We start from the raw sequence: 23,719 nt of genomic DNA, 5'->3' as shown, positions 1-23,719 counted from the left end.
CCACCCAGTCGTGGCGTTTCCGGTTCTCTCCACTTACTCACCACATAGCGCGGAAAAAGCGCAGATGTGCGCCACTACTTGGCAGGGGTTCTGCGGAAAGGGTGTAGAGAGACGCAAGCGTTTGCACGAGCAGCGGTGTTTCTCGCGCATTTTCTCAACTGGCCACTCTTGGGGGGCACACTTTGTGAAACGCCTGCCATCGGCTTAGCAAGTATTAAGATGACCAATGGCCGGCACTCCAATAAGCGCCCCCTCGGGGACGTGAGTGGTAGAAGTGACCGTCGGCGCCATTCAAAGGCGCCGAGACGGAGGCTACGTGATCGCGTCTACGCCTCGGCGTCGACCAGCTCGATGGCGTAGCGTACTTCAGGTAAGGGATCGGTAGCCGCCTCTTCCATCCATTTGTCAATTGAGGGCGTGCTTGATCCCGCATTCTTTAATGCGGCGGCCAACCTGAGTGCGGCCTCGCGAATAAGTCCAACGTCAGAACGGCGCTCTTCGTCCGACCATGTCTCATAGGACGTTTCCGTGCGGACTAGCTCGATGGCCTCGATCAGTCGACGCATGCCTTGGTCGTCAATGGCGTTAGCGGCAACAAGGTCCCGCGCAACACTAAGCGCTGAGGTTAGTCCCTGCTCCCTCCGCATGACGCATAAGGAAACAACCTCCGCCGCCAGTATATAGGGTATTGGCTCACCTCCGTTGCGCGCGAATCGTGCGAGCCAATAGATCGCTGACAGTGCCGACACCACGACGTGAGAGTCCAAGCTGGACAGGCCGTTTCGTATGGACTCATGTGCTTCGTCCGCAATTGACTTGTTGGCGCGAACTAAGGCGGGCAGAACCCTGAGTAACGAAGGCAACGAACGGTCTGCGATATGCGCAAGAATGGCACAACATCGTTCTGCGTCGATTTCTCCCTCTGACAACGTGGGAATGACAGTGCTTGCAAGTGCGCCGGCGATTGCCTCAGCAGTGCGCTCGTCTTCGTGATCCAACCTGGCGGGTGATTTTCCTGAGGCATTCCACTCTAGGGCATTGTCTATGATGGAACGAGCATCATCTGGATACAGTCTGTAGGGTACATAGTCCCCATTCAGCTTGTAGGACGCACCCTCGAGAGATCGCAAGAGATCCGGTGTTAGCGATCCCTCCGCTAGCTTCCTTACGACCGCGGCGTCAAACGCCGTACGTGGATTCACGATGCTTGGATGCGGCAGTTCAATGAAGATGTGAGGGAGCAGATTTGTATTTGCTGGTAGGCCCTCTTGTGAGGTGTGTCTCCAGATGGCCTCGCCGAATGCGCTAGCTTCATTGTCGAGTAGCGCGCCCGCTTCAAAGAGCTTGAACAGCCGAAATACCGCTTGCTCGCGAGATTGTTCGTGCTTGTTCTCTGCAGCAACGTTTATGAGGAAGGCGATCCTTGAAGACCATGCATAACAGCCTTCTCGGTGACTCCAATCGCTCCGGCCCAGTAAGTCAGATATCTCGGGAAAATCACGTTCGTTGCCGAGTATATCTTTTTCACAAGCCAATGGCAGGGAGAGAACTTCTAGTGCTACTTCCCTTCTTCTGTCAGGCTCCAAAGCTTGAAGACTGCGGCGCATAAGGTTGCCGATTGCCTCAAAGAGCCACCAATGCGCAGTGGCGGGGTCGTGAAGCAGTGATGCACCAAGCCTAAACAGAGCTATGGCCTCGTCGCCTTGACAACTCAGACTAAGGCGGGAAAGCAGTTCGATATGGGTGCGAAGGCGACTGACCCAATCGCTGTGAGGGCGCGGCTTGCCATCCTGACCGATTTGCGTGAGTCGGGTTCGGCCGAACTCAACCGATTGTCGGAGTGCAGAGATCAAGTCCTGCACTGCATCGAGCGGGAGTCTCGCGACGGCAATTCGACTGAACCGATCGTTTATGAGACCACGATCATATGATGTAATTGATCGAAGTGCTGCCCACGCCCCGGCGATGCTCTCGTCATGCTCGATATCGATGGCCCGAGCAAGGCGTTCCTCTAGTAGACTGAAAGAGCCAAGACGTGGTGGGATGCCGACGGTCTCACTCAGAAATAGTAGGTCGATATAGGGTGACTCGGTCGTGGGGCCCTGCATCTCAAAGAGGTTCAATTTGATTCGGTAGGTGCCTGCGTCAAACATTGGTTCCCGGTCGCGCGCAGCCTTCCGCTTATTGGTCTCCGCCTTACTTAGGTTGCCGTCTAACCGCTGAAGCTCATCCCAAGGATCCGCATCAGCGTCTTTGTATACGGAAGGCCAATCTGGCAACTCCTGCCGCCTGCGAGTTTCGTCTAGTTCGTAGCGAGCGCTTTGCATCAACCACGTTGCCCAAGCTTCACGCGATAGAAGCCATAGCCCTCGACGATCTTGAGCCCGACGACGTCGAAGTTCTTCATAGGCTTCCTGAATTGCCCGTGCCGCCTCTTGCGCGTCGAGAATCTCTGCAAGAAGAGACGCGCGCCGTAGTAGCCAAACAGGGTCGGAGCCCGTGATCTTATCGCTGTGGGCTAGGACGTAAGAATAGTCCAACTGGTCTCGGGCTCTCAAACAACGTTGGTAGACCGCGTCTGGTTCGGCATCGGCACTCGGCAGAGCTTCAAGTGACGCGATGCGACGGTCAAATGCTGGCCAGTCGCATTTTAAGCGAGCGAGTCTTGTGATTGCAGCACGCAATGCCACACGGCGTTCCAGGGGCAATGTGCGATCGTCTTCGTTGGTAACGAGGCTTTCGATGGCCTCTTCTATGAAGGGTGGAATTTGCCAGAACAGGGCTTTCCAACGCCATACTGCTTCGTAGAGGATACTTGCCCGGATGGGCGCGCTTGCTTTCTGCAGATTGGCAGAGATGAGTCCCAGACCATCGAAACTTCTGTGCCTGGTTCGCTCTCTCACAAACAAGGGCGTGATGAGCCAACCGGGATGGTTCTGTCGATCCTTGGCCCAAACTTCTACAAGTCGCGTCAGTCGAGCATCGGCATCGGGAAGCTCTTTCGCGCTGTAATCCTGTTCTGACAAAACTGTCCAGTCGGATGCAGTCCTGGGACGTGCCTGCCACAGTGATTCTAGAAAAACTTCAGTTGCTCGCCGATGGCGATCCTCCCGAGGTATGTCACTCACAAGCGGCGCCAAATCAACCGGCGTGATATTGCGCCCTTCGAGCAAACGCCGACGTGATGGAGAAAGGTTGAGCACCCCTATCAGTCGGATCGGGCGAGCTGATTTTCCAAGCTGATCTCGAACCCAACCTGCCCACTTGAGAAAGTTTGGGTCATCTCCGGAGAAGCCAAGAAGGCAAAGCTCATTTTCCAGCAATACCTCCTGTGCGAGGTTCACAAAGGGTGCAAAGCGTTGTGGATATGTCCGAAAATCTTCCTCACTAAAAATGAAGGGGCCGTGTGATGGCAAGCTTCCGTGCAGCTTTACGATTCTAGGCGAGCGAGCGCGGGCGATGTCTGCAGCCACGCGCACGACGCTATAGTCGTAGTCTGGGTCAAGCTCCTTGGCACGCTCCAGAAGTGTGTCCCAATTGGTCGTCAGCACGTCCGCCCACGGAAGCCGCAGCAATTGCTGATGCAAAGGTCCCGGCGTCCATTCTTCATCTCGAATCCGACCTCGAAGGAGATTCTCAAGGGCCTGCTCGCCAAGAGCAGCGCGGTACTCCTCAGCAAGTTCCAATGGATCACTCGGACCTCCACCCTCCGGATAGAGGCTACTTAGCATCTCGTCCCGAAAATCCTGCCACAACGGGGGGAGCGGAGTGGTCGCCGCTGCGCGGTCGGCAAAACGGCTGAAGCCGGCTCCAACCATCACGGCAGCGCCGTGGACTTCGCCAGTCTTCCACAACGCATCTTGAACTTGCCGCAGCGCTGGGTAGTCAGGAAGGGATTCAATTTGCATCCGCGCGACTCCTGGTCAGGGACGGCAAGCTTGGGAGGTACGTTCCGTGTTGTCGAGACAAGATGAGACTACTTTCGGTCGAGCTCGGGTAACTCGATTGTCCAGCCTTTAATCATGCGCCATGGCTTGCCCGGTGCAATATTTGGATGTCGTGACACGAGATCCAACCGTCCGTGCTGATCACGCAATTTTTCGATCTATTATGAGGCAGTCGCTCGCGAGCACCGCTGTCTCGGTCGTGGGGCTCTTACAGATGCTCTCGCCATCGGCCCGACATCATGATTTGTATCAGGCTTCGAATCTGGGATTGCACGGTGGAGCCGTGCCTGCTCGCGCTGGCTGTTCAGCGGGATTGATGCGACGGCCAATCCTGTTTGGTTCGCTCTTGGCAGTCTCTTGTGCCTAGCGGTACCGATGCGAAATTGGCACGCCGCATCGTTGCCAGCGTGCTCAATGTGCTCACGTAAAATGGTATGAGCGACTAATATGGAGCCGCCGGCACTATCTGGAAACTCGTATTTTTCATTGATGACAGCGACCTCACATATAGACCACCGCTATCTTCCGCGCCATTTGACTTCATACGACGAGCGTGGAAACAGGCTGGAAATTGTTGATGCAGAACTGCCGAAACGGATGCCCCCGATAGTAGTGTTGGGCGAGCCGGGGATGGGCAAGACGTGGTTGCTTGAGCAGCTCGCAAAACACAGCGGCACCGATCTGATTCGTGCCCCCTCGTTCGTTCGCAGTCCTCAGCGTTTTAGACCTTCTGACCCCATGCAAGTGCTCGTTATTGATGCGCTTGATGAGGTCGCCGCGCTTCAGGAAGGTGATCCGTTACACAACGTACTAAGGGCTCTCGGCACCATCGGATGGCCACCCTTTATTCTGTCGTGTAGGGCTGCTGACTGGCAGCACACAGTGGACAGCGTCGAAATCGCTGACGATTACGGACGTAAGCCGGAAGAGTGGACTCTTGAGCCGATTGCGCGCGAGGAGGCTCTCCGGTTCCTCGTCCACGGCAAAGTGGATCAAGCCAGCGCAACGAATCTCATCGAGCAGCTCGAAGAAAAGGGGCTGGCTGAACTCTATGGGAATCCGCTAACGCTTGATCTGCTTGCGAAGCTTACGCAGAAGGCAGGCTACTCTCTGCCGAACACGCGAGCCGCCTTGTATGAGCAAGCAGTCGAAGTCCTGCGGCTCGAACCAAATCCAAGATATGTCAACTCCGAACTGGCGCGGTTGCCGAAGCTAGAAGCCTTGGATGCGGCTGGGGCGACTATGGCCGCATGGCTGATGACCGGCAAAGACGCAATTTCTATTCAGGATAGGATTCCTGATACGAATAACGATCTGCCTATAGCCGAAGTTACGACGTTACCTCACAGCAAATATTCCAGATCGCTTTTGCACAGTCGCCTATTCCGAAGTGCAAGATCGGGGGAAAGTCGTTTTCTGCCCTTTCATCGCACGGTCGCCGAATACCTTGGCGCCCGATGGCTTGCTGAGCAGGCGAAGGGTAATAGCCGCGTAATGGCGCGCTTGTTCGCGCTAATCACCGTCGACGGCTTAGTCCCAGCTTCGCTCCGCGGATTGCACGCTTGGCTCGCTCACTTTGATGAAGAGTTGGCCACAACAGTGATAGCGAATGACCCGTATGGGCTCCTTCGCTACGGCGATGCCGATGGGCTCACTTTCGAACAAGGTAGAGAATTGCTCAAGTCTCTCCGACGACTTGAGCAAGAGGACCCCTATTTTCGGGCAGGAGATTGGGGTTCCCACTCAGCCAAGGGACTCATACACACCGAACTAGCCGACGATGTGCGCGAGGCAATCACGTCTGAATTCACAGGTTACCACCTTCGCACGCTTCTGCTTGAGGTCATTAAGGACACACCGATGGCTGTGGCGCTCAAAAGAGATCTCAAAGGGCTCTTGAGTGACACCACTTTGACTTACGCAGAGCGCGCTGATGCCGGGGAAGCCCTAGTGAGCATTGCTCGCGACACAACGGATTGGCCCACTCTATGCCGTGAGCTGTGCCAGCTGCCGGACCATAGTTCTGCACGCTTATCATTGAGCCTAATGCGTAGCGTCGGAGTCGAGCACTTTGCAGAAGGGCTTATTGCGGAAGCGATCTTGGCGCATCTCGATTTGTCGAGTAAGGGCCACCGTACGGGAGAAACTGTAGTCGCTGGTCTACTTTACGGTTTCCCAAAGCTCATCCCGATAGAATGCATTCCGTCGTTGCTGGATCATCTAGCGGATGGCGTAATTGACAGACGAGAACGCTCAGATGACGTTCTAGACCGTTGGGAAAGCCGGTCTGAACTATCTGGGTTTTCTCAAGAACTCATTGTTCGGTACTTGGCACAATCGCCTTTGGAGCCCGTTCGCCTATGGCGCTGGCTTGACTCGCTCATACGCCGTGTTGGCTATGATCATGACGACAAAGATGAGATCGCACGGTATTTTAGGTCACATTCTGAAGATCGACAATCTATTCAGAACCACATGCTTTTTTCCGGCGATGTCGAAGCGCCTCGGTTCACTAGTTACTTTTGGGGTGGTCCGAACTCGTTTGGTCTTCGACTGCAGCAACAGGACATCCTTGTCCACTTGGAGGAACTATCTGCGAGGCATGAACGGTCGAAACATTTTGATGAAGTTTGGCGTGATTTGGTTTCGGCATCTCGCACGGACAAAGGTGTTCCTGACGAAGTGCGATTGCTTGCCCAGTCTTATGCGTCTGGCGACAAACAGCTCCTAGATTTTCTCGATCCCAGGGAAACTGCACAGTCAAAGAGGTGGCGCGACAAGGAGAGGAAGTGGGAGGAGAAACGCAAGCGACGTGAACTCAGGGACAAGGCGAGAAAACTAGAACAACGCGCAGAGTTCGCTGCACACGAGTTGGACCTACGTTCAGGAGAACTGCAATGGGTTGCGCCATCGGCGAAAGCCTATTTCGGGCTCTTCGCCGATATCAACAACGAAAAGGAACCTCCGGAACGCATTGGCGACTGGTTAGGTGAGGAACTGCAGGGCGCGGCTTTGGCCGGATTTGAAGCAACGCTTTTCCGCAAAGACCTTCCCACGCCACAGCAGGTGGCCAATAGCTACGCAGACGGAAAGTTCTGGCATTTCATCCACCCTATCATGGCGGGCCTCGCTGAACGATGGCGCAATGGGCGCGGCTTTGAAGATATTCCGGTTGAAGTGGTCATGACGGGTCGCATCGGCATTGCCGGTGATCTGGTTCAGCAAAGCGGCAGCATGGATGGCTTTGAAGAGGCGCTTGATGGAGTGCTTCGTTCCAATCCACCCCTTTTTGAGACATTTCTTCGCACGTGGTTTGAGCCGCACTTCCTGACCGAACACCAGCACATAACTGGTTTGTACCAATTTGCGAGGGACGCAACTTATCGCCCTCTATCGACACAACTGTCAGCGGAGTGGCTTGAGAGGTTCTCCAATATATCGCGCGAAACTGAGCATGAACTTGTTCAATGTCTAGCGACTGCGCCTGGCCCTGAACGAGACTTCGCCTGGAGTGCGCTGAGGTCAATTGCCGAAATGCGGCTTAGCGAGAGCAAGCGGAAAACCGAAAACCAGCGGCTTTGGCAATCAGTGTGTTTCCTCGTCAGCTTTGAGCAACACGCAGATTGGGTTAGTGCTGATAAAGTCTTAGACCCAGATTTTATCTGGAGCATTCGGTCAATAGTCAACATAGACCGATGGGACAGAACTGCGGGGCTCCCGATCTCTGCAAACCAATTGGCCTGGATTGTCAGGTCGTTTCGCAGTCTTTGGCCCAAAGCGGCGAGACCCAGCGGCGTTACGGGCGGCGATACCAATTCATGGGACGCCACAAAGTTCTTGGAATGGGCGATCTACCGACTCGCCAACGACACATCCCAAGAAGCGGGGCAGCTTCTTGACGCTCTCGTAGAAGAGGTCGAGGACGATTATTCAGAGCAACTTCGTTCAGCACGTGCGATGCAACGCAGGGCCCGCATGGAGGATGCGTTTCTCCCAGCCAAAATCGACCAGCTTGTCGCTACGCTTAACGATGAGCCGCCTTCCAGTGCGCAAGAGGTTCAGGCGATAGCTCTCGACTCGATCTCAAGGCTGCAGAAAAAAATTAAGGGCAGTGCAACGGACACGAGAGATCGATTTTACGACGACGCTGGTAAGCCGCGTACCGAGAACGACTGTCGGGACTTGTTGCTCGATCTGCTGCACTTGCCCTTTGGCATTCAAACTTCTCCGGAAGAGGCTATGCCAAAGAAAAAAAGATCTGACGCTGGGTTCCGATTAGGCACAGTCCGCGTCCCGTTGGAAGCAAAAGGGCAGTGGAATAAGGATGTTTGGACCGGCATGTCGTCCCAACTAAGTGAGCTTTACGCCATCGACCATATGTCCGATGGGCGAGGCATCTACTTGGTGTTCTGGTTTGGCCGGAATGCGCCACCGGGAAAGCGCTTGAAGCGACCCCCAAAGGGCCTTCCCTCTCCAGAATCCGCGGAGCAGATGCAGACTATGCTCGCGCGGGAGCTACCGAAAGGACAGCGAGATTCAATCGCCATATTTGTCCTCGATCTCGACAAAGAGCCAGACAAGCAATGACGGGGTCGGCAATCGATCCTGGGGCGAATGCCGCCGCTGACAATCACGTCGAGCGTGTTCTCAAGAAAGAGATTCTTACAAAATTGGAGAACGTGGATTGCGTAGCGCTACTTGGGTCCCGACAAGTTGGAAAAACAACGCTGGCTTTTGAAATCTACGAAAGCTTCCCTGACGCTGTTTATTTGGATCTTCAGAGTCCAGAGGACATCAAACAGTTGGGCGATGGAGAGGCATTTTTTCGTGAACATCCTTATGCTCTGATCGTTTTGGATGAAATCCAAATTCGACCCGATCTATTCGGGGTGATGCGGGCCCAGATTGACGAACGTCGCCGAAACTTGGGGGATAAGAGAGGACGATTTTTGATTTTGGGGTCTGCTAGTTTGAACTTGCGGAGAGAAGCTTCCGAGTCACTCGCAGGCCGCATCAGCGAGTCACATCTACCAGCCCTTCAACTGATCGAGGTTGTTGGGCCAACAGTTGCAAGGGGCGAGACAGCTGTAGCAGGTGGCGATGTACAAGAAGGGCCCGTCCAGAGTGATCACAATGGCCCAGTACAAACCAAAGAACTGATTGATCGTCTTTGGTTGAGGGGTGGGTACCCGGAGAGCTTCAGGGCTGCCGACAACGCGACGAGCCTCGAATGGCGGCGCGACTTTATTCGAACCTATGTCGAGCGTGACATCGCCGCCTTAGGGCTCAACGTTGACGGCCAAACACTGCACCGGTTTTGGGAATTGCTTGCTGCTAGACAGGGGGGGCTCTGGAATCGCGGACACAGCTTTGCAGCGGATCTCGGCCTACCGAAGCCGCGAATTGAAGAATGTATGACCGCTTTGAAAAGCTTGCTGTTCATTCGGGAGCTGAGGCCTTGGTTTGCCAACGTTGGCAAGCGTCTTACCAAGTCGCCAAAGTACTTTGTCCGAGACTCGGGTCTGCTTCATGCCTTGCTGAACCTAAGCACTCTCGAAAACGTTCTGGGCCATGACATTGCTGGGCACAGCTGGGAAGGCTTTGTAATCGAGACGCTCATCAATGTTGCTCCCCGCGAGCACAATTCATTTTTCTACCGCGACGAGAACAGGGCAGAAATCGACTTGATATTGGAGCTCCCTAGGTCGGGTTTCTGGGCAATCGAGGTGAAACTAGGGGACAAGCCGGAAGTTCAGCGAGGTTCAGTCACTGCTGCTGAAACAGTGGGGGCCAGCAGACGTATTGTCGTTCACTCAGGGCCAGAAACTTTTGCTGCAAGAGATGGCTTCGAAGCCATGCCTTTGCTGGCCGCGTGCGACGCTGTGGCCTCGGCATAGGCAAAGCGTTGGGGCCAGATTCAGTGAATCGAGTGAACGCAAGCGACCGAATCGGCGGGTTCGTCGGGCTATCGTGGAACGAGGTTGTTTGCTTCAACGATTTGATCGGTCAAAACTTCCGAGCGACGTTTCAACGCGAGGTCGTAGAAGTCGTCCAGGAACTCTCTCAGCCTTTGAGACCACTCGGACCTGTCTGTACTCTCGAGAACATAGCTTCTAGAAATCGACGCCGCGCGGAATGGTCCTACAAGTTCACCGCTGGGGTATTCGTGGCTTGGTACGATAAGGCGCAGATCACGCAGCCCCACCGCGCCTAACTCCAGGGCGAACGGCGGTCTAAATTTGAAATCGCGCTCGTACACCCGAATGAAATTATCAAGTGCAATTGTGTAAGCCTGCTCCGCCGCGATTGCTATGACAAAGGCGGGAGTTCCGCTGCGAAATGGGCGCTCGCTGATCCCCCAAAGCTCCCCGCTCTCGAACGCCTGTACGAAGGATGTGATGCCAGTGCCGTGCGGCACAAGAACTGTGGCGCCGAACTCATTGTAGGTATGTAGAGGATTGATCTCATTAGCCATCGGTTTGACTTTCGCGACCAAGTCATCAAGGTCCGCTAGCCTGGGCGGCTTTCGATCCGCGTATGATGGATAGAGGCGGATAAAGACCGCGCGCGAGCGTTTGAACCGCAGCTCCTGTTCGCCGGGACCTCCAAAGTTTGCGATGAGGTCACTTGCGTTGAAGAAGAAGGCGGGCGGCCGGACCGGCGTTCTTGGCACGAAAGGTTCTCGTTCTCTGGCGCTTTTCGCCTTGTGCGACGCCACCGCGCGCAATATTGCCTCAAACTGATCTGTCAGCGTTTGTCGAACCGTCCGTCTTTCTCCGTCCGCTATCGTGGGCGAAATATTGTACTGGACCGGATGCCGGAGATGCCCAATGTCGAAAGGCAGGTTGCTCGGTGCTCCATAGTGCGTATTCATCGTTGGCATCATGGCCTCGAACCCGAGAGCATTCAGGGCATAGCCATATTCGATCATCACATTCGGATTCGGAATGAGCTTGCCGCCCTCTGTCTCCGCAACAAAAGTTAGATCCGCCGCGAAGACATCAGCCTTCAAGATCTTCTCAAGAATGCTTGCAGTGATGGGCGGCGTGCCGACGAGGCCCTGGGTATCGGAATCGATGATAACCTTGACCCCAAGTCTAGCGTCGTCATTGAGACGCCCAGCCGCGTTATCCAGAGCCTTGCGGATGAAGTTCTTGCCGATCTTCGTTGGCGTGTCGCTCTGCCAAGCAAAGAAGACAGTTAGGGAATTGGCCGTTGTCGCTGTCGTTGCCATATTAGTCACACCTACTGTCAGTCTGATACATGGGTTGCGGGTATCCTACTAGCGTCACAAGCAGACGCTGAGCCCACGGCACTCAGCCATCGCCACAGGTCAAGGTCGCGACACTCTGAATCTGCACCGAGCCCCAGGCGTCGAACTAGTTTCCTTCGGACTAGGAAACGGCGTAAAGCGACTGCAACTGGCGGCTGCAGACGAGGGATAGCTTAAGTCCTGAGTTTCTGAGCCGCTTGGCGGTCAACTCCGTCGGCTGTCGTCCTTCCAGTATTGCTTTGGTGATCTCCGGCGCGAGAAAAGCCAAACAGACCTGGCGGGTCACATAGGCAGGATCGAGCCGTTCGGCGCGCGCAAGAGCGCCTATCCCGTCCATCTCGTCTTAAACGATCCGACCGAGCAATCCGCGCGCGTGCGAGCGCCTTGACGAGCTTGGGATCGAGCCTGGAATCAGGGCCCCCATGGTCTTGAATGACCCGCCTCGTCTCGACGCCACCCATCCACATACCCTTTTTCTTGGAGGCGGCGATGCTGTCGGGGGCGCATTCACTCGTGACTTCGTGCTCGAACGGGGTGAAGGAGAGCACAACGTTGACGGTCAGCCGACCCATGAATGACGTGGTGTTGAAGGCCTTCGTCGGAGGACTTTTGGACACGCAAGGCGCAACAGATGCATCCTTTGCGCATCGTGTAATAGCTACCGAATAGCTACCAGATAGCTACCACATTTGCGGTAAAGTGCGGTATCCGGCGGGATCGACCGGTAAGCAGCCTATTGATTTTACGTAGGAAAAACTAACTGGATAGAATGTTCGGTAAGGCGAAATCACAGACTACGAATCTGGGGGTCGGGAGTTCGAATCTTCCCCGGCGCGCCACCCTTTCCCGACGATCGCTGGAAACGCGCCCTTGCCGGTGTGCCGGGATGACTGTGGGTTATTCGCCGGGCGCCGGCGACGGCGCGGCCGATGAGCCTTGTGTTTCGGCCGTCTTGCCGTAGCCCGCGAGCCGGAACACGAAGATCGACAGCGCCGGCAGGAAGGTGACCGTGACCACCGCCGTGCCCAGAATACCAAACAAGACGATCGCGCCCACGCCGCGGTAGAGCTCGGTGCCCGCTCCCGGGATGAACACGAGCGGGGCAAGGCCGCAGATCGTGGTCACCGTGGACATGGCGATGGGACGGAGCCGCGAGGAAACCGCCTCCATCACGGCCTCCTTGGCGTCGAACGCCTTTTCGCGCAGGTTCGACAGCGCCCGGTCCACGATCAGAATCGGGTTGTTCACCACGGTCCCCATGAGAATGAGGAAGCCGAGCATGGTGATCATGTCGAAGGGCTGCACGAGCGGATCGAGGCCGAAGCGCGGCAGGAACGAGCCGACCCAATTCATCAGCGCGAGACCCACGAGGCCGCCGGCGACGCCGAGCGGGATCGTGGTCATGATGAGCAGGGGATAGCCCCAATGGGTGAAGATCGCGACCAGCAGGAGATAGATGATCACGACCGCCACGAGATAGTTGCCCGAGAGGGCTTCCCGCGTGGCGTCGAGCTGATCCGAGGCGCCGGAGATCGACATGGTCACCTCGTAGGGTACTTCGCCGGCATGCTTCATCTGATCCACGAGTTCGGTACGGACGATCTGGACGGCCGTTTCCAGGGCGACATTTTCCGGTGGGATAATGTTCAGCGTGACCGTCCGCCGGCCGTCGATGCGGCGGATCGTGTTCGTGTCCACGGTCTCTCTGATTTCGGCTACCGACGACAGCGGCACGATCGTGCCTTGCGGCGTGTACACCGGCATTTGCGGAAGCATGTCTAGCGAGGTGCGCAGCGCGTCCTCGCTATAGAAATAGATGTCGATCTTCTCGTCGTCCTGGAAGAACTCGCCCACATAGGCACCGTCGGTCAGTGCGGCCACGGTGAAACCCACATCGTCCGAGGTCATCCCGAGTTCGGCGGCGCGGTCCCATTTCGGGCGCACCTCGATCAAAGGCTGGGACAGGGTGAGCGTCGACGGATCGGCCTGGATGCGCGGATTGTCGAAGATCTCTCCGGCACGGCGGTAGGCGGTCGCGGCGACGGCATAGACTTCTTCGAGGCTCGGACCGGAGATATCGAGACTGACGCTCCGCGTGCCGCCGTCATTACTGGTGATGATGGAGCCGCGTGAGACGAAGGCCTGCATGCCCGGATAGGTGCGGTATTTCTCGTTCACCACCTTCATGAGTTTGCTGATGTCGCCGGGATCGACGGTCTCCGCGACGATGCGAAGGCCGTCCGCCTCCACCATCAGGAACGAGTATTTGAGCGCGGGCACTTCCGCCTCGCCGCGATGGAAGCGTTCCGGATCGTCGTTCACGAACGGCATCAGCCAGGCCTGCACGTCCTCGCCGATCTCCTCCACTGCTTCGAGATTGTAGCCGGGGGGTGCGTTGAGACGCGCGAACATCTTCGGCTCTTCGCCTTCGGGGAGATATTCGGCGGGCGGGGTCAACAGCAGGATGATCGCGGCGCTCCCACCCGCAACACCCAAGATGCAAAGCGCCCGCCGCAACGCCGTTGCCATCAGCCAGCCCACGCCGCTCACGATGGCGCCGTCGGCCGCATCCGCGGCCTTGTTATCCTTCGGCGTCAAATCGAAATGCGCCGCCGCGGTCGGCACGACGGTGATCGCTACGACCATCGAAGCGAGAATCGAGGCCGATACGGCGATGGCGATATCGGAATAAAGCTGACCCGCCTCTTCCTTGATGAAGACGATCGGGACGAAGACGAGCACCGTGGTCAGCGTGGAGGCAAGAATTGCGGGCCAGACCTTGCGGACGCCTTCGATCGCGCCCTTGAGGCGCCCCAGCCCCCGTCGTCGCTCGAGATCGATGCTTTCCAAGACAACGATCGTGTTGTCGAGCGTCATGCCGATTGCAAACGCGACGCCGGCGAGCGAAATCACGTTGATGGTTCGTCCCGCCAGAAGCAGCCCGATAAAGGCCGCGATGGTACAGATCGGGATTCCGATGACCCCGATCACCGTGGCCTTGGCCGACCGCAGGAACAGGAACATCACCAAGGTCGCCAGGACCGCGCCGATCGACAAGTTCGTCCAGACATTGCGGATCGAGGCTTGCACGTAGTTGACGTCGTCTGCGGTGAGCGACAATTCCAGCCCCGCCGGGATCAGCACCTCGCGATTGATGTTCTCGACTTCCTCCATCACCGCGTCCTTGATGGCGATGACGTTGGAGCCGGCCTCACGCCGGATCGAGAGGAACATGATGGGCCGCTCGTTCACGAAGGCCCTCGTGTAGATCTCGAAATGGCCGAGACGCACGTCTGCCACGTCGCCGAGGCGAATGATGTTATCGCCGCGCCGGGCGATGATGAGCTCCTCCAGGTCTTCCGGTCTGTCGAACCGGCCGATGGTGCGCAGCAGATAGCGGCGCTTGCCGCTCTCGATCTCGCCGCCGGAGGTGTCGCGATTGCGTTCGGACACCGCGCGCCGCACGTCGGTCAGGGAGATCTTACGTTCCGCCAGCGCGGCGGGATCGAACATGATCTGTATCTGCTTCTCGGCGCCGCCGCCGAGCCGCACGTCCGAAACGTCCTTCACGCTTTCCAGCCGCGCACGCACGTGGTCATCGATGAAATCGCGCATCATGTCCATGTTCAGATGGCGCGGATTGCCCGGGAGCGGCGACACCCGGAAATACATGAAGGAGTTGGCGCTGAAGGAACTTGCCCGCACGCGCGGCTGGTCGACGTCCTCCGGATAGGAGGGGACTTGGCTCAGCGCGTTGTTGATGCGAATGAGCGTCTCGTTGAGATCGATATTGTAGGGGAACTCAAGCTCGATCCGCGCTTCGCCGCTGGAGGAGCGCGAGATGATGCGCTCCAGGCTCGGGATCGAACGGAGATATTCCTCCTGCTCGATGATGATCTCCTTTTCCACGTCCTGGGGCGTCGCGCCGGGCCAGCGCGTATGCACGGTCACCGTACGAACCTCGAGATCGGGGATCATCTGGACGGGGATGCGGAAGGCCGCAACGATACCCAACACGCAGACGATGAGCGTCATCACCGTCACAAGGGTTCCGCGTTGGATTATCCGCTCGATCATCAGGGGCCTTTCTCTCGCACCGCAGCCTAGCTTGCCAGCTGAACGGCTTGCCCTTCACGCAAGGACTCGTTCCCGCGCACGACCACGCGCTCGCCCTCCTTCAGTCCCGAGAGCACTTGCACAAGTCCATCGAAGGCGAGTCCGATTTCCACGCGCCGCTCGGTGACGCTCGTCTTGTCTCCGTCGTTCTGTACGACCCAAACGGTGATGCGGCCATCCGGATAGCGGATCAGCGCGTCGCGGCTCACGACTACATCGCGCGCGCCGGTATCGAGATCCACGAGGACGCGGGCCGACATGCCCGGCGTGATGGGGATGTCGGTTCGCGTGGGCAGGACACGCAGCGTGAAGGTCCGTGCATCCGGATCGCTCACGGGGATCAGCGCGCCAATCTTGGCGGGGATCCGTTCGCCGGGAAGTGTATCGATCTCGAGAGCCACATCGGCGCCGTCGCGCAGCCGCGCGTAATAGTCCTGCGGCACTGGCACGTCGACGCGGAAGTTCTTCATGGCGACGAGTTCGAAGACGGCGGTCCCGGGCGTGACCCATTGGCCGACCTCGACCATGCGCTTGGAGATGACGCCGTCGAAGGGCGCCTTCAACTTGTGGCGGGCAAGGAGAACCGCCCGGCGCCGCTGCTCGGCGCGATGACCGTCATGAGTCGCGGTGTCGATCTCGACTTCCGCTTGCCGGGCCTCGACTTCGTTCTGCGGGCCGTATTTCCGCTTGGCGAGACTAGCCGCGATATCCAAGCGGCGTTTCGCATCCTTGACCTCGCCGGCAGCCTGCGCGGCCAGCGCCGCCGCCTGCTCGTAGGCTGCTTCCTCGAGTTCGGAGTCGAGCTCCAGCAATTGCTCGCCCTTCTTGACGTTGGCACCGCTGTCGAAATTCACCTTGCTCACAAGTCCTGCAACCAAGGGGAGATCTGTGAGGCATGGGGCGAGGATACGGTCCCGGACAGTTCGAGCTTTCGGATCACGGGCGACAGCCGCACGGTCTCGGTCTCGACCGGCGGAACGGGCTGAGCCGCGGCGATGCCGCCCGCCAGCCCCGTGGCCGCCAGGCAAAGAGCGATGACCGAAAGGCCGGTCTTGGTGGTCCGGCCAAGGGGAAGCCTTGGTTCGGTAGCGCTTTGGTGTTCGCGGTCCATGTACTCTCAGGTCGGCGTTGGGCGTTCCGGCCAATGTAGGGCACGAGTCCCGGCCCGAACATTACGTTACGGAAAGGTCGCTCAGCCCAGCCTGACGACGATCGGCGCGATTGTAGGGATCGGGGGCCGAACGGACTAGGTCGCATTTGGCAAAATAACTGGGATGTGAAGCCACAGGGCCGTTCTCTGCCGGCGCTATCGGTGGGTAGCGTTAACGCGAACCATCCGCGAAAGGGCCCGGATGCCGGGGACTGGCGGCGCGGCTACGAGGCCAGCAGGTCCATCAAGGCTTGGTCGATGAACTGCGTGTCGGGCTCGTTCTGTCCCGCCGCGCTCATGTGTCCCCAGATCGAGGGAATCTCCAGGAGGCGTCCGCTCTGGAGGTGCTGCAACTCGTCCTCGCTGTCGGCCGTCCGGAAATACAAGTCTGTCATGCAGGGCATCAGCACCGTCTTGGCGGTGATCGCCGCGAGTGCCGCGCCAAGATCGCCTTTGAACCGGTCGTTGGCGCTGATGTCGTTGTGGATCCAGGTCCACGTCATGGCCATGATGTTGTTGGCGTCGCGTTCCTTGTAGAGCGCGTCCCAGTAGCCGGTGATGTAGTCGTCGAAGGTCTCGAAGCCGAGTGCTCGATACCCTTTGGCACGGTACCAATCCTGCGAATAGGCCCAGCCCGCGTAGATGCGCCCGACCGCCCTCAGGCCGCCGAGCGGCGGCGCGTCGTAGTGGCCGTCTTGGAACAGGCTGTCGGCCTCGATCGCCGCGCGCAGACTTTCGAGGAACACGCGGTTGTGGTCCGTCGTCTTGGCCGTCCCGCACAGGCAGGCGAGGCGCGGCACCATCTGCGGATAGAGTGCGGCCCATTGGAAGGCTTGCTGGGCGCCCATGGACCAGCCGACCGCCATGGCGAACTGCTCGATGCCGAGCGCCTCGGTCATCAACCGGTGCTGCTGCCGCACATTGTCGTAGATGGTGACGTTCGGAAAACCGCCGCCGCCAAAAGGGGCCGGCGTGTTGGTCGGCGACGAGGAAACGCCGTTGCCGAACATGTTGGGCACGATGATGAAGTAGTGCTCGGGGTCGAGCGCTTGGCCCGGGCCGATCATGAATTCGTTCTGCTCGTGCGTGCCCCCGAAACGGGTGGGAAACAGGATCGCGTTGGAGCGATCCGCGTTCAGCGTGCCGTATGTCTTGTAGACCAGCCGGGCATCGGGGAGTGGTTCGCCCCCTTGCCGTACAAGATCGGCAACGAACTCTGAGATCTCACCTTTGGACACAATGCACTCTAGAAGAATTTGAGGTAGCGGTCCCGCTCCCAATCGGAGACGTGGTTATGATAGCTCGACCATTCGTCTCTTTTGAAGTCGATCCAGGCCTCATGCATGGCGGGACCGAAGACCTGTTTAGTCAGAGGGTCGGCCTCGAACGCGTCCACGGCCTCTTCGAGCGTGCGGGGCAGCAGCTTCACGCCGAGTGCGTCCAGCTCCTCCGGCGTCTTGCGGTACATGTTCTCCCGGTAGGGTTCGCCGGGATCGATCTTCTCCCGGATGCCCTCGAGCCCCGCCGCCAGCGCCAGCGCAGCGCCGAGATAGGGGTTGCAGGAACTGTCGGCGGGCCGCAGCTCGACGCGGCCGCCTGCCAGTGGGATGCGCAAGGAGTTGGTACGGTTGTTGTTGCCGTAACAGGCGAAGACGGGAGCCCAGGTGAAGCCCGACATTGATCCTTGCTTGATCAGCCGCTTGTAGCTGTTGACCATGGGTGAGCACACCGCGCAGATCGCGGGAACATGGCGGAGCAACCCACCGAGGAAATGGTAGCCAAGCTGGGACAGCTTGTTGCCGCGGGCATCGCTCGGTGAGGCAAAGAGATTGTCGCCGGTCTCGGTGTCCGCCAGGGACATATTGAAATGGGCGCCGGAGCCCGCGCGGTCGCCGAGGGGCTTGGGCATGAACGTGGCGAAAGCGCCATGCTGCCGTGCGATCGAATTCGCCATGAAGCGGAAAAAGACGTAGCGGTCCGCCATGGTCAGGGCGTCGGCGTAATTGAAATCGATCTCGAACTGTCCGATGCCGTCTTCGTGGTCGAACGAATACACGCCCCAGCCGAGGCCGTTCATCGCGTCCACGAGATCGGAGAGCCAGGGAAGATTGTCTAGCAGCCGCGTGGCGTCGTAAGCGGGCTTGTCGAGATGAGGGAGCGTCGAGAGCGGTTCGTAGCCGCCGTTGTCCGTGTCCTTGAACACGAAGAACTCGGCCTCCATGCCGAACTTCATGGCAAAGCCCAATTCCGCCGCAGCCTCGACTTGGCGCTTGAGGATGTTGCGCGAGCAAGGCTCGAAGGGCTCGCCCTCGCACCACAGGTCGCTGGCGAACCAGGCGATGTCCGGCTGCCAGGGCAGGATCGTGCAGGAAGCGGGATCCGGGTGGGCGGACACTTCTTCATCGCTGACGTCCTGCGGCACGCCGTCCAGCGCCGCGCCCGTATAGAGTTCCGAGCCGGCCAGCATCTGGCCGATATGATCGAGCGGGACGATTTTCGTCTTCGACACGCCGTGCATGTCGGAAAAACTGGCCATCAAATATTTGACGCCCTTGTTCGCAAGAACCTGCTCAAGCTTTGCTGTGCTCTCCGGCGCGTGCTCGTCCAATGGAACTTCCTCTCCGTCAGCGTTTGTCGAGTCTTCTTGGCCCCTCACGACGAACCCCGCCAACCCAAAAGGGGCCAACGGGGTTCGCCGCTTCGGTGGGCTAACTCAGTCTTTGCCTTTGATCTTCTCGAAGGCTTCGGTTTCGTGTTTCGCGGCCATGACGATCGTGCCGAAGCAAGCGATCACCGCTAGGGCCAGGATCAGGTAAAGTACTCCCGGCATGTCCGCGAAGGTGAAGTAGGCGCCAGCCCCTTCCCAGGTTGTGATCGGACTACTGTCCATCGATTTCTCCTTTCAATCTTTGCGTAACGAGCCGGTCGGCTACTCGGCCGGCGCCAGGGTTGCACTCTTGTATCCCGCCGCTTCCGGGTAGGCCTTGGCGGGAATTTCCGCCAGGTCGAGCCCGATCTCCTGCACTTCGTCCGGCACCCGCAAGATGCCGACCGACTTGAGAAGGAGTGAGACGAGATAGCCGGGAACGAACCCGCACAGCATCATCACGATCACACCGACGAGCTGCCCCATGAAGGACGTTGCCGGAGCATCGCCCGGTCCAGGGAAACCCGAGGCGAAGATGCCGACGGCCAGAACCCCGAGAATGCCGGAGAAGCCGTGCACGGAAACCGCGCCGACGGAATCGTCGATACCCATTTTGACCAGGAAGTCGTTGCCGGGCTTGATGATAACGCCGCCGACGATACCCAGAAGGAAGGCCAGAGGCGGATACCAAAGGTCGAGGCCCGCAGCTGCCACGAAGATGCCGGCAAGCGCGCCGGACATCATCCAGAACGGATCGCGCGTGGTGATCCAGGCTCCGATGATGCCACCCGAGAAGCACATCAGCGTATTGAAGCCATAGGCCGACAGCGTCATGGGCTGACCGTAGATGTTCGTCCACTGAGCGCCCGGATTGAGGATGGCACAGCCGCCGAGGAAGCCGAAGAAACCGACGATGATGAGCATCAGTCCGATCAGCACCATTGGAACGTTGTGCGGCAGGAGCTCGTTCGCTGTCCCATCCTCGTTGTACTTGCCGATACGCGGCCCGAGATTGATCAAGACGCCAAGCGCGAAGAAGCCGGCGACCACGTGGATGAGGCCGGCACAGCCGACATCATGGTAGCCGAATTTCTTCAGGAGCCAGCCGTCCGGATGCCATCCCCAAGACGCGGCGAGGATCCACGCCCCGGAGCCCAGGACGATCGCCAAGATCACGAACGCTGAAACACGAATGCGCTCGATCACAGCACCCGAGAACACCGACGCGGTCGTCGCCGCGAACAGGACGAAGGCAGCCCAGAAGACGCCCGTCGCATTGTCCTGCAGATTCGGTCCCATCTCCGGCGCCCACGGAAGGCCAACGTTGCCGTCCGCGGAAGGAATGAGGCCGTTGGGGAAGGCGAGATAGATCCACCAACCGAAGAAGAAGAACGTGGGGACGATGAAGGCAAAGGCGAGAATGTTCTTCACGCCGGATGCGAGCACGTTCTTGGCTCGCGACGCCCCCATCTCGTAGGCGAGAAAACCTGCATGAATGCAGATCATGATCGCCGTACACCACCAGTAGAAGATTTCTACGTCGACTGTGCCGAGCATACCGCTCGACTTTGTTAGTTCCGCTATTTGCTGTTCCATCAGCAACACCCCCTTCGAAGCACAAAGGCCTGTTTTTCCAGGCCGATTGCCGCTTTGCGCAGCGCCATCCCATTTCCGCGCAGGAAACAGAATTTACGAGCATTTACGGGAGCAAAGAGTGTGCCAGGCCAAAGAGCGTGCGCGAATCAACGGCTTGCCCAAAGTGGGCCAAGATTGCTGTAGCGCTTGCTGATTTCGCAGGCAGCGAACTGCCTAAGGATTGAGACGCCGTACGCGGACTAAAAGAACTTCAGGTAGCGGTCGCGTTCCCAGTCGGAGACGTGGTTGTGATAGGCATCCCACTCCTCGCGGCGGAAGGTTGCGTAGGACTTGAACATCTCCTCGCCCATGACCGTCTTCGAGAACGAGTCCGCTTCGAAAGCGTCGATCGCTTCTTCGAGCGTGCGGGGAAGGAGGGCGATGCCCATTTCCTGCAGCTCCGCCGGGGACTTGTTGTACATGTTCTCGGTATGCGGTTCGCCCGGATCGAGGTCCTCCCGGATGCCTTCCAGTCCGGCGCTGAGGACCATTGCGGCTCCCAGATAGGGATTGTTGGCCGAGTCGGCTGCCCGCAATTCAACGCGTCCGCCGCCGAGCGGAATGCGCAACGCATTCGTTCTGTTGTTGTTGCCGTAGCACACGAAGACCGGCGCCCAAGTCGAGCCGGACATGGAGCCTTGCTTGATGAGGCGCTTGTAGCTGTTCACCGTCGGCGAGACGACTGCACTGATTGCAGGCAGATGACGCAGGACGCCGGCGACGAACTGGTAGCCAAGCTTCGAAAGTCGGCATCCGCGCGGATCCTGATCGTCCTTGAAGAGATTTTCGCCCGTCTCCAGGCTCGCGAGCGACATGTTGTAGTGGGCGCCGGACCCGGTGCGATTGGCGAAGGGTTTCGGCATCCATGAGGCGAAGTAGCCGTGCTTGCGGGCGATCGCGTTCGACATCATGCGCAGGAAGACGAAGCGGTCCGCCATGGTCATCGCATCGGCGTAACTGAAATCCAGTTCGAACTGCCCGTTGCCGTCTTCGTGGTCGAAGGAATAGACGTCCCAGCCGAGGTCATCCATGGCGCTCACGAGTTCCGAGAGCCAATGCAGGTTGTCGAGAACGCCGTAGCCGTCATAGCAGGGCTTATCGAGCGTATCGCGATCGGAGACTGTGACGGCACCGTTCTCCGTGTCCTTCAACACGTAGAACTCGGCCTCCATGCCGAGATTCATGACGAGGCCTAGATCCGCGGCCGCCTGCGTCGCGCGCGCCAGGATGTTCCGGCTGCAGGCCTCGAAGGGCTTGCCCTCGCACCAGAGATTGCTTGCGAACCAAGCCACGTCGGGCTGCCACGGCAGAATGATGCACGATGCGGGGTCCGGCCGGGCGGAGACCTCCTCGTCGCTCACGTCCTGGGGAACACCGTCGAGGGCCGCGCCAGTATAAAGCTCCGAGCCGGCCAGCATTTGTTCGAGATGGGAGAGGGGCACCATCTTGGTCTTCGACACGCCATGCATGTCGGAAAAGCTCGCCATCATGTACTCCACGCCTTTGTTGCTCAGTTGACGGTGGAGTGTTTCGAGCTCTGTAGGCGTGGACGACATGCTGTTCTCCCATTGCTGACACTGAACCAAGCTGCGTGAATGCTAGCAATGGAGGGAGGATGTGTAAGAGGTTTTGTCGTTGCAAGCCTCTTATGCCGCACTGTGTCGCGGCTTGATCTCGGCGACTAGGGATTGAGAGCCTTCAAGAGGTCGTTCCGCGCACTTTCCAGGTGCTCGGCCATGCGCTTCTGCGCGAGCAACGGATCGCGGGACTCGATGGCGTCGAGAACGGCTCTATGCTGACGGTTATATTCCGCGATGGCCTCCGGCATGAGGATGTTGGCCTTCATCGCTCCCCATTGTGCGTTGAGGCGCACGTGGTTGATCTGCCGGAAGACGTGGATCAGAAACGGATTGGCCGAAGCCTGGGCCAGAAGGAGATGGAACTCTCCATCCCATTTCGAGAAGTCGTCTTGGTCGCGCGTGGCGCCCGCGCTTTCCAGAACGCCCTCCAAGTCCTCGATCATCCCGGCATCGGCGTGCTCTGCGGCAAGCCGTGCTGTAAAGGGTTCGACGGCGGCACGGGCATCGATCAGGTCCAGCGGCGTCAGTCCGCCGATGAAATCCAGCAGTGAGCCGTTCGACTGAGGGGCCGCACCGACGAACGTCCCGCTGCCGAGCCGCCGCGACACGAGGCCGGCCTTCTCGAGCTTGTCGAGCGCGCGCCGTACGGTCGAGCGGGCCGTGTTGAATGTCTGGGCCAGCTGGCGTTCGGCGGGAAGGCGCTCGCCTTGCGAGTAGGCGCCCGTCTCGATCGCACGCTGAAGGTACGCGGAGACGATCTTGACGCCGGACGGACGCTTGGGGGCTTGCGAGACCGGGAGCTCGGTATCGTCGTTCGATTGCGGATTCACTCAAAGAGCTCCTTGCTGCCAGCCCGGTCCGGCGGGCTGCTTCGCCACAAGTCTATCCGATCGCATCGCGCTCGCTATTACCCCATTCGATATAGTCGCTTAGGGGAATGCGGTAGCGAACGAAGTTGTCGGCTTTGGTGTAGCGGTCGTAGAGGGCCCGGGCGGTTTGGTTGCCGGCGTCCGTATGCCAGTAGAGCCGGTCCCAGCCGTTCTTTTTGGCGAGCCGGAGAAGGTCGTCGATCAGCGCGCGCCCCACGCCGTGGCCGCGCGCGTTTTGATCGACGAACAGATCTTCGAGATAGCAATTCGGTCCGGCCGTCCAAGTCGAAGGATGGAGCGTCGAGATCGCAAAGCCTGCGATCTTGCCGTCCATCTCCGCGATGCGCGCGAACACCGGAACATCCGGATCGAGAATGCGGGACCAGGTGAGGGCGGTCACCGCCTCGGGCACATCGACTTGGTAGAACTCGGTGTAGCCGGACCAGAGGCGGCGCCAAGCCGCCTCATCGCGCGGGTCCGGATCACGGATCACGATCTTAGC

The 23,719-nt window shown here is 58.6% G+C and carries 14 protein-coding genes and 1 pseudogene; 2 read left to right on the top strand and 13 right to left on the bottom strand.

The window, feature by feature from the left end; genetic code table 11:
* Nucleotides 1-326: 326 nt before the first annotated feature.
* Nucleotides 327-3,908 (bottom strand): SIR2 family protein, encoded by a 3,582-nt coding sequence (locus DCY11_RS05715; RefSeq protein ID WP_108681790.1) that lies wholly within the window; start codon nucleotides 3,906-3,908, stop codon nucleotides 327-329.
* Between the two features lie 486 nt (nucleotides 3,909-4,394).
* Between DCY11_RS05715 and DCY11_RS05710 the strand changes: the two genes are divergently transcribed.
* Both DCY11_RS05710 and DCY11_RS05705 read left to right on the top strand, forming a co-directional pair.
* Nucleotides 4,395-8,534, top strand: a complete 4,140-nt coding sequence (locus tag DCY11_RS05710) for an NACHT domain-containing NTPase (protein WP_159079832.1) — start codon at nucleotides 4,395-4,397, stop codon at nucleotides 8,532-8,534.
* Nucleotides 8,531-9,844 carry an ATP-binding protein gene (locus tag DCY11_RS05705; RefSeq protein ID WP_108681786.1) on the top strand — a complete coding sequence of 438 codons (1,314 nt, stop codon included), beginning with the start codon at nucleotides 8,531-8,533 and terminating at the stop codon, nucleotides 9,842-9,844. Before DCY11_RS05710 ends, DCY11_RS05705 begins: the two co-directional genes overlap by 4 nt.
* A 68-nt stretch (nucleotides 9,845-9,912) precedes the next feature.
* Here the strand turns inward: DCY11_RS05705 and DCY11_RS05700 are convergent, their stop codons facing one another.
* The 12 genes and pseudogenes from DCY11_RS05700 to DCY11_RS05655 all read right to left on the bottom strand — a co-directional run bounded on the left by DCY11_RS05700 (nucleotide 9,913) and on the right by DCY11_RS05655 (nucleotide 23,713).
* On the bottom strand, nucleotides 9,913-11,181 hold the full coding sequence (locus DCY11_RS05700; RefSeq protein WP_108681784.1) for a hypothetical protein: 1,269 nt from the start codon (nucleotides 11,179-11,181) through the stop codon (nucleotides 9,913-9,915).
* A 488-nt stretch (nucleotides 11,182-11,669) separates the two neighbouring features.
* Nucleotides 11,670-11,819 (bottom strand): annotated as a pseudogene (locus DCY11_RS16135) (recombinase family protein); the annotation flags it as partial.
* 298 nt (nucleotides 11,820-12,117) lie between these two features.
* The gene (locus DCY11_RS05690; protein WP_108681782.1) at nucleotides 12,118-15,297 is read right to left on the bottom strand and encodes an efflux RND transporter permease subunit; all 3,180 of its coding nucleotides are present in this window, start codon (nucleotides 15,295-15,297) and stop codon (nucleotides 12,118-12,120) included.
* 26 nt (nucleotides 15,298-15,323) lie between these two features.
* The gene (locus DCY11_RS05685) at nucleotides 15,324-16,199 is read right to left on the bottom strand and encodes an efflux RND transporter periplasmic adaptor subunit (protein WP_159079831.1); all 876 of its coding nucleotides are present in this window, start codon (nucleotides 16,197-16,199) and stop codon (nucleotides 15,324-15,326) included.
* Complete coding sequence (locus DCY11_RS15460; RefSeq protein WP_159079830.1) at nucleotides 16,196-16,447, bottom strand: hypothetical protein; 252 nt, start codon at nucleotides 16,445-16,447, stop codon at nucleotides 16,196-16,198. The genes DCY11_RS05685 and DCY11_RS15460 overlap by 4 nt, the downstream gene beginning before the upstream one ends.
* Before the next feature lie 263 nt (nucleotides 16,448-16,710).
* The gene (locus DCY11_RS05680; RefSeq protein ID WP_108681778.1) at nucleotides 16,711-17,724 is read right to left on the bottom strand and encodes an alpha/beta fold hydrolase; all 1,014 of its coding nucleotides are present in this window, start codon (nucleotides 17,722-17,724) and stop codon (nucleotides 16,711-16,713) included.
* A gap of 8 nt (nucleotides 17,725-17,732) precedes the next feature.
* Nucleotides 17,733-19,094, bottom strand: coding sequence for a type III glutamate--ammonia ligase (gene glnT, locus DCY11_RS05675; RefSeq protein WP_245409456.1), 1,362 nt, complete (start codon nucleotides 19,092-19,094; stop codon nucleotides 17,733-17,735).
* Between the two features lie 105 nt (nucleotides 19,095-19,199).
* Complete coding sequence (locus DCY11_RS15680; RefSeq protein ID WP_174202138.1) at nucleotides 19,200-19,376, bottom strand: hypothetical protein; 177 nt, start codon at nucleotides 19,374-19,376, stop codon at nucleotides 19,200-19,202.
* A gap of 39 nt (nucleotides 19,377-19,415) precedes the next feature.
* Nucleotides 19,416-20,729 carry an ammonium transporter gene (locus DCY11_RS05670; protein WP_108683688.1) on the bottom strand — a complete coding sequence of 438 codons (1,314 nt, stop codon included), beginning with the start codon at nucleotides 20,727-20,729 and terminating at the stop codon, nucleotides 19,416-19,418.
* A gap of 239 nt (nucleotides 20,730-20,968) precedes the next feature.
* Complete coding sequence (gene glnT / locus DCY11_RS05665; RefSeq protein ID WP_108681776.1) at nucleotides 20,969-22,324, bottom strand: type III glutamate--ammonia ligase; 1,356 nt, start codon at nucleotides 22,322-22,324, stop codon at nucleotides 20,969-20,971.
* Between the two features lie 125 nt (nucleotides 22,325-22,449).
* On the bottom strand, nucleotides 22,450-23,178 hold the full coding sequence (locus tag DCY11_RS05660) for a FadR/GntR family transcriptional regulator (RefSeq protein ID WP_108681774.1): 729 nt from the start codon (nucleotides 23,176-23,178) through the stop codon (nucleotides 22,450-22,452).
* A 52-nt stretch (nucleotides 23,179-23,230) separates the two neighbouring features.
* Nucleotides 23,231-23,713, bottom strand: coding sequence for a GNAT family N-acetyltransferase (locus DCY11_RS05655; protein ID WP_108683687.1), 483 nt, complete (start codon nucleotides 23,711-23,713; stop codon nucleotides 23,231-23,233).
* Nucleotides 23,714-23,719: the final 6 nt, after the last annotated feature.

The sequence above is a fragment of the Methyloceanibacter sp. wino2 genome, assembly GCF_003071365.1.
GTDB lineage: Bacteria > Pseudomonadota > Alphaproteobacteria > Rhizobiales > Methyloligellaceae > Methyloceanibacter.
Note: the sequence above shows the minus strand (reverse complement) of the source record. Positions and strands in the feature narration are given on the sequence as shown.

Excerpts from the sequence above, each read along its gene's own strand:
- DCY11_RS05715 (WP_108681790.1), bottom strand. The coding sequence starts at position 3,908 with ATGCAAATTGAATCCCTTCCTGACTACCCAGCGCTGCGGCAAGTTCAA.
- DCY11_RS05710 (WP_159079832.1), top strand. The coding sequence starts at position 4,395 with ATGGAGCCGCCGGCACTATCTGGAAACTCGTATTTTTCATTGATGACA.
- DCY11_RS05705 (WP_108681786.1), top strand. The coding sequence starts at position 8,531 with ATGACGGGGTCGGCAATCGATCCTGGGGCGAATGCCGCCGCTGACAAT.
- DCY11_RS05700 (WP_108681784.1), bottom strand. The coding sequence starts at position 11,181 with ATGGCAACGACAGCGACAACGGCCAATTCCCTAACTGTCTTCTTTGCT.
- DCY11_RS05690 (WP_108681782.1), bottom strand. The coding sequence starts at position 15,297 with ATGATCGAGCGGATAATCCAACGCGGAACCCTTGTGACGGTGATGACG.
- DCY11_RS15460 (WP_159079830.1), bottom strand. The coding sequence starts at position 16,447 with ATGGACCGCGAACACCAAAGCGCTACCGAACCAAGGCTTCCCCTTGGC.
- DCY11_RS15680 (WP_174202138.1), bottom strand. The coding sequence starts at position 19,376 with ATGGACAGTAGTCCGATCACAACCTGGGAAGGGGCTGGCGCCTACTTC.
- DCY11_RS05670 (WP_108683688.1), bottom strand. The coding sequence starts at position 20,729 with ATGGAACAGCAAATAGCGGAACTAACAAAGTCGAGCGGTATGCTCGGC.
- glnT (WP_108681776.1), bottom strand. The coding sequence starts at position 22,324 with ATGTCGTCCACGCCTACAGAGCTCGAAACACTCCACCGTCAACTGAGC.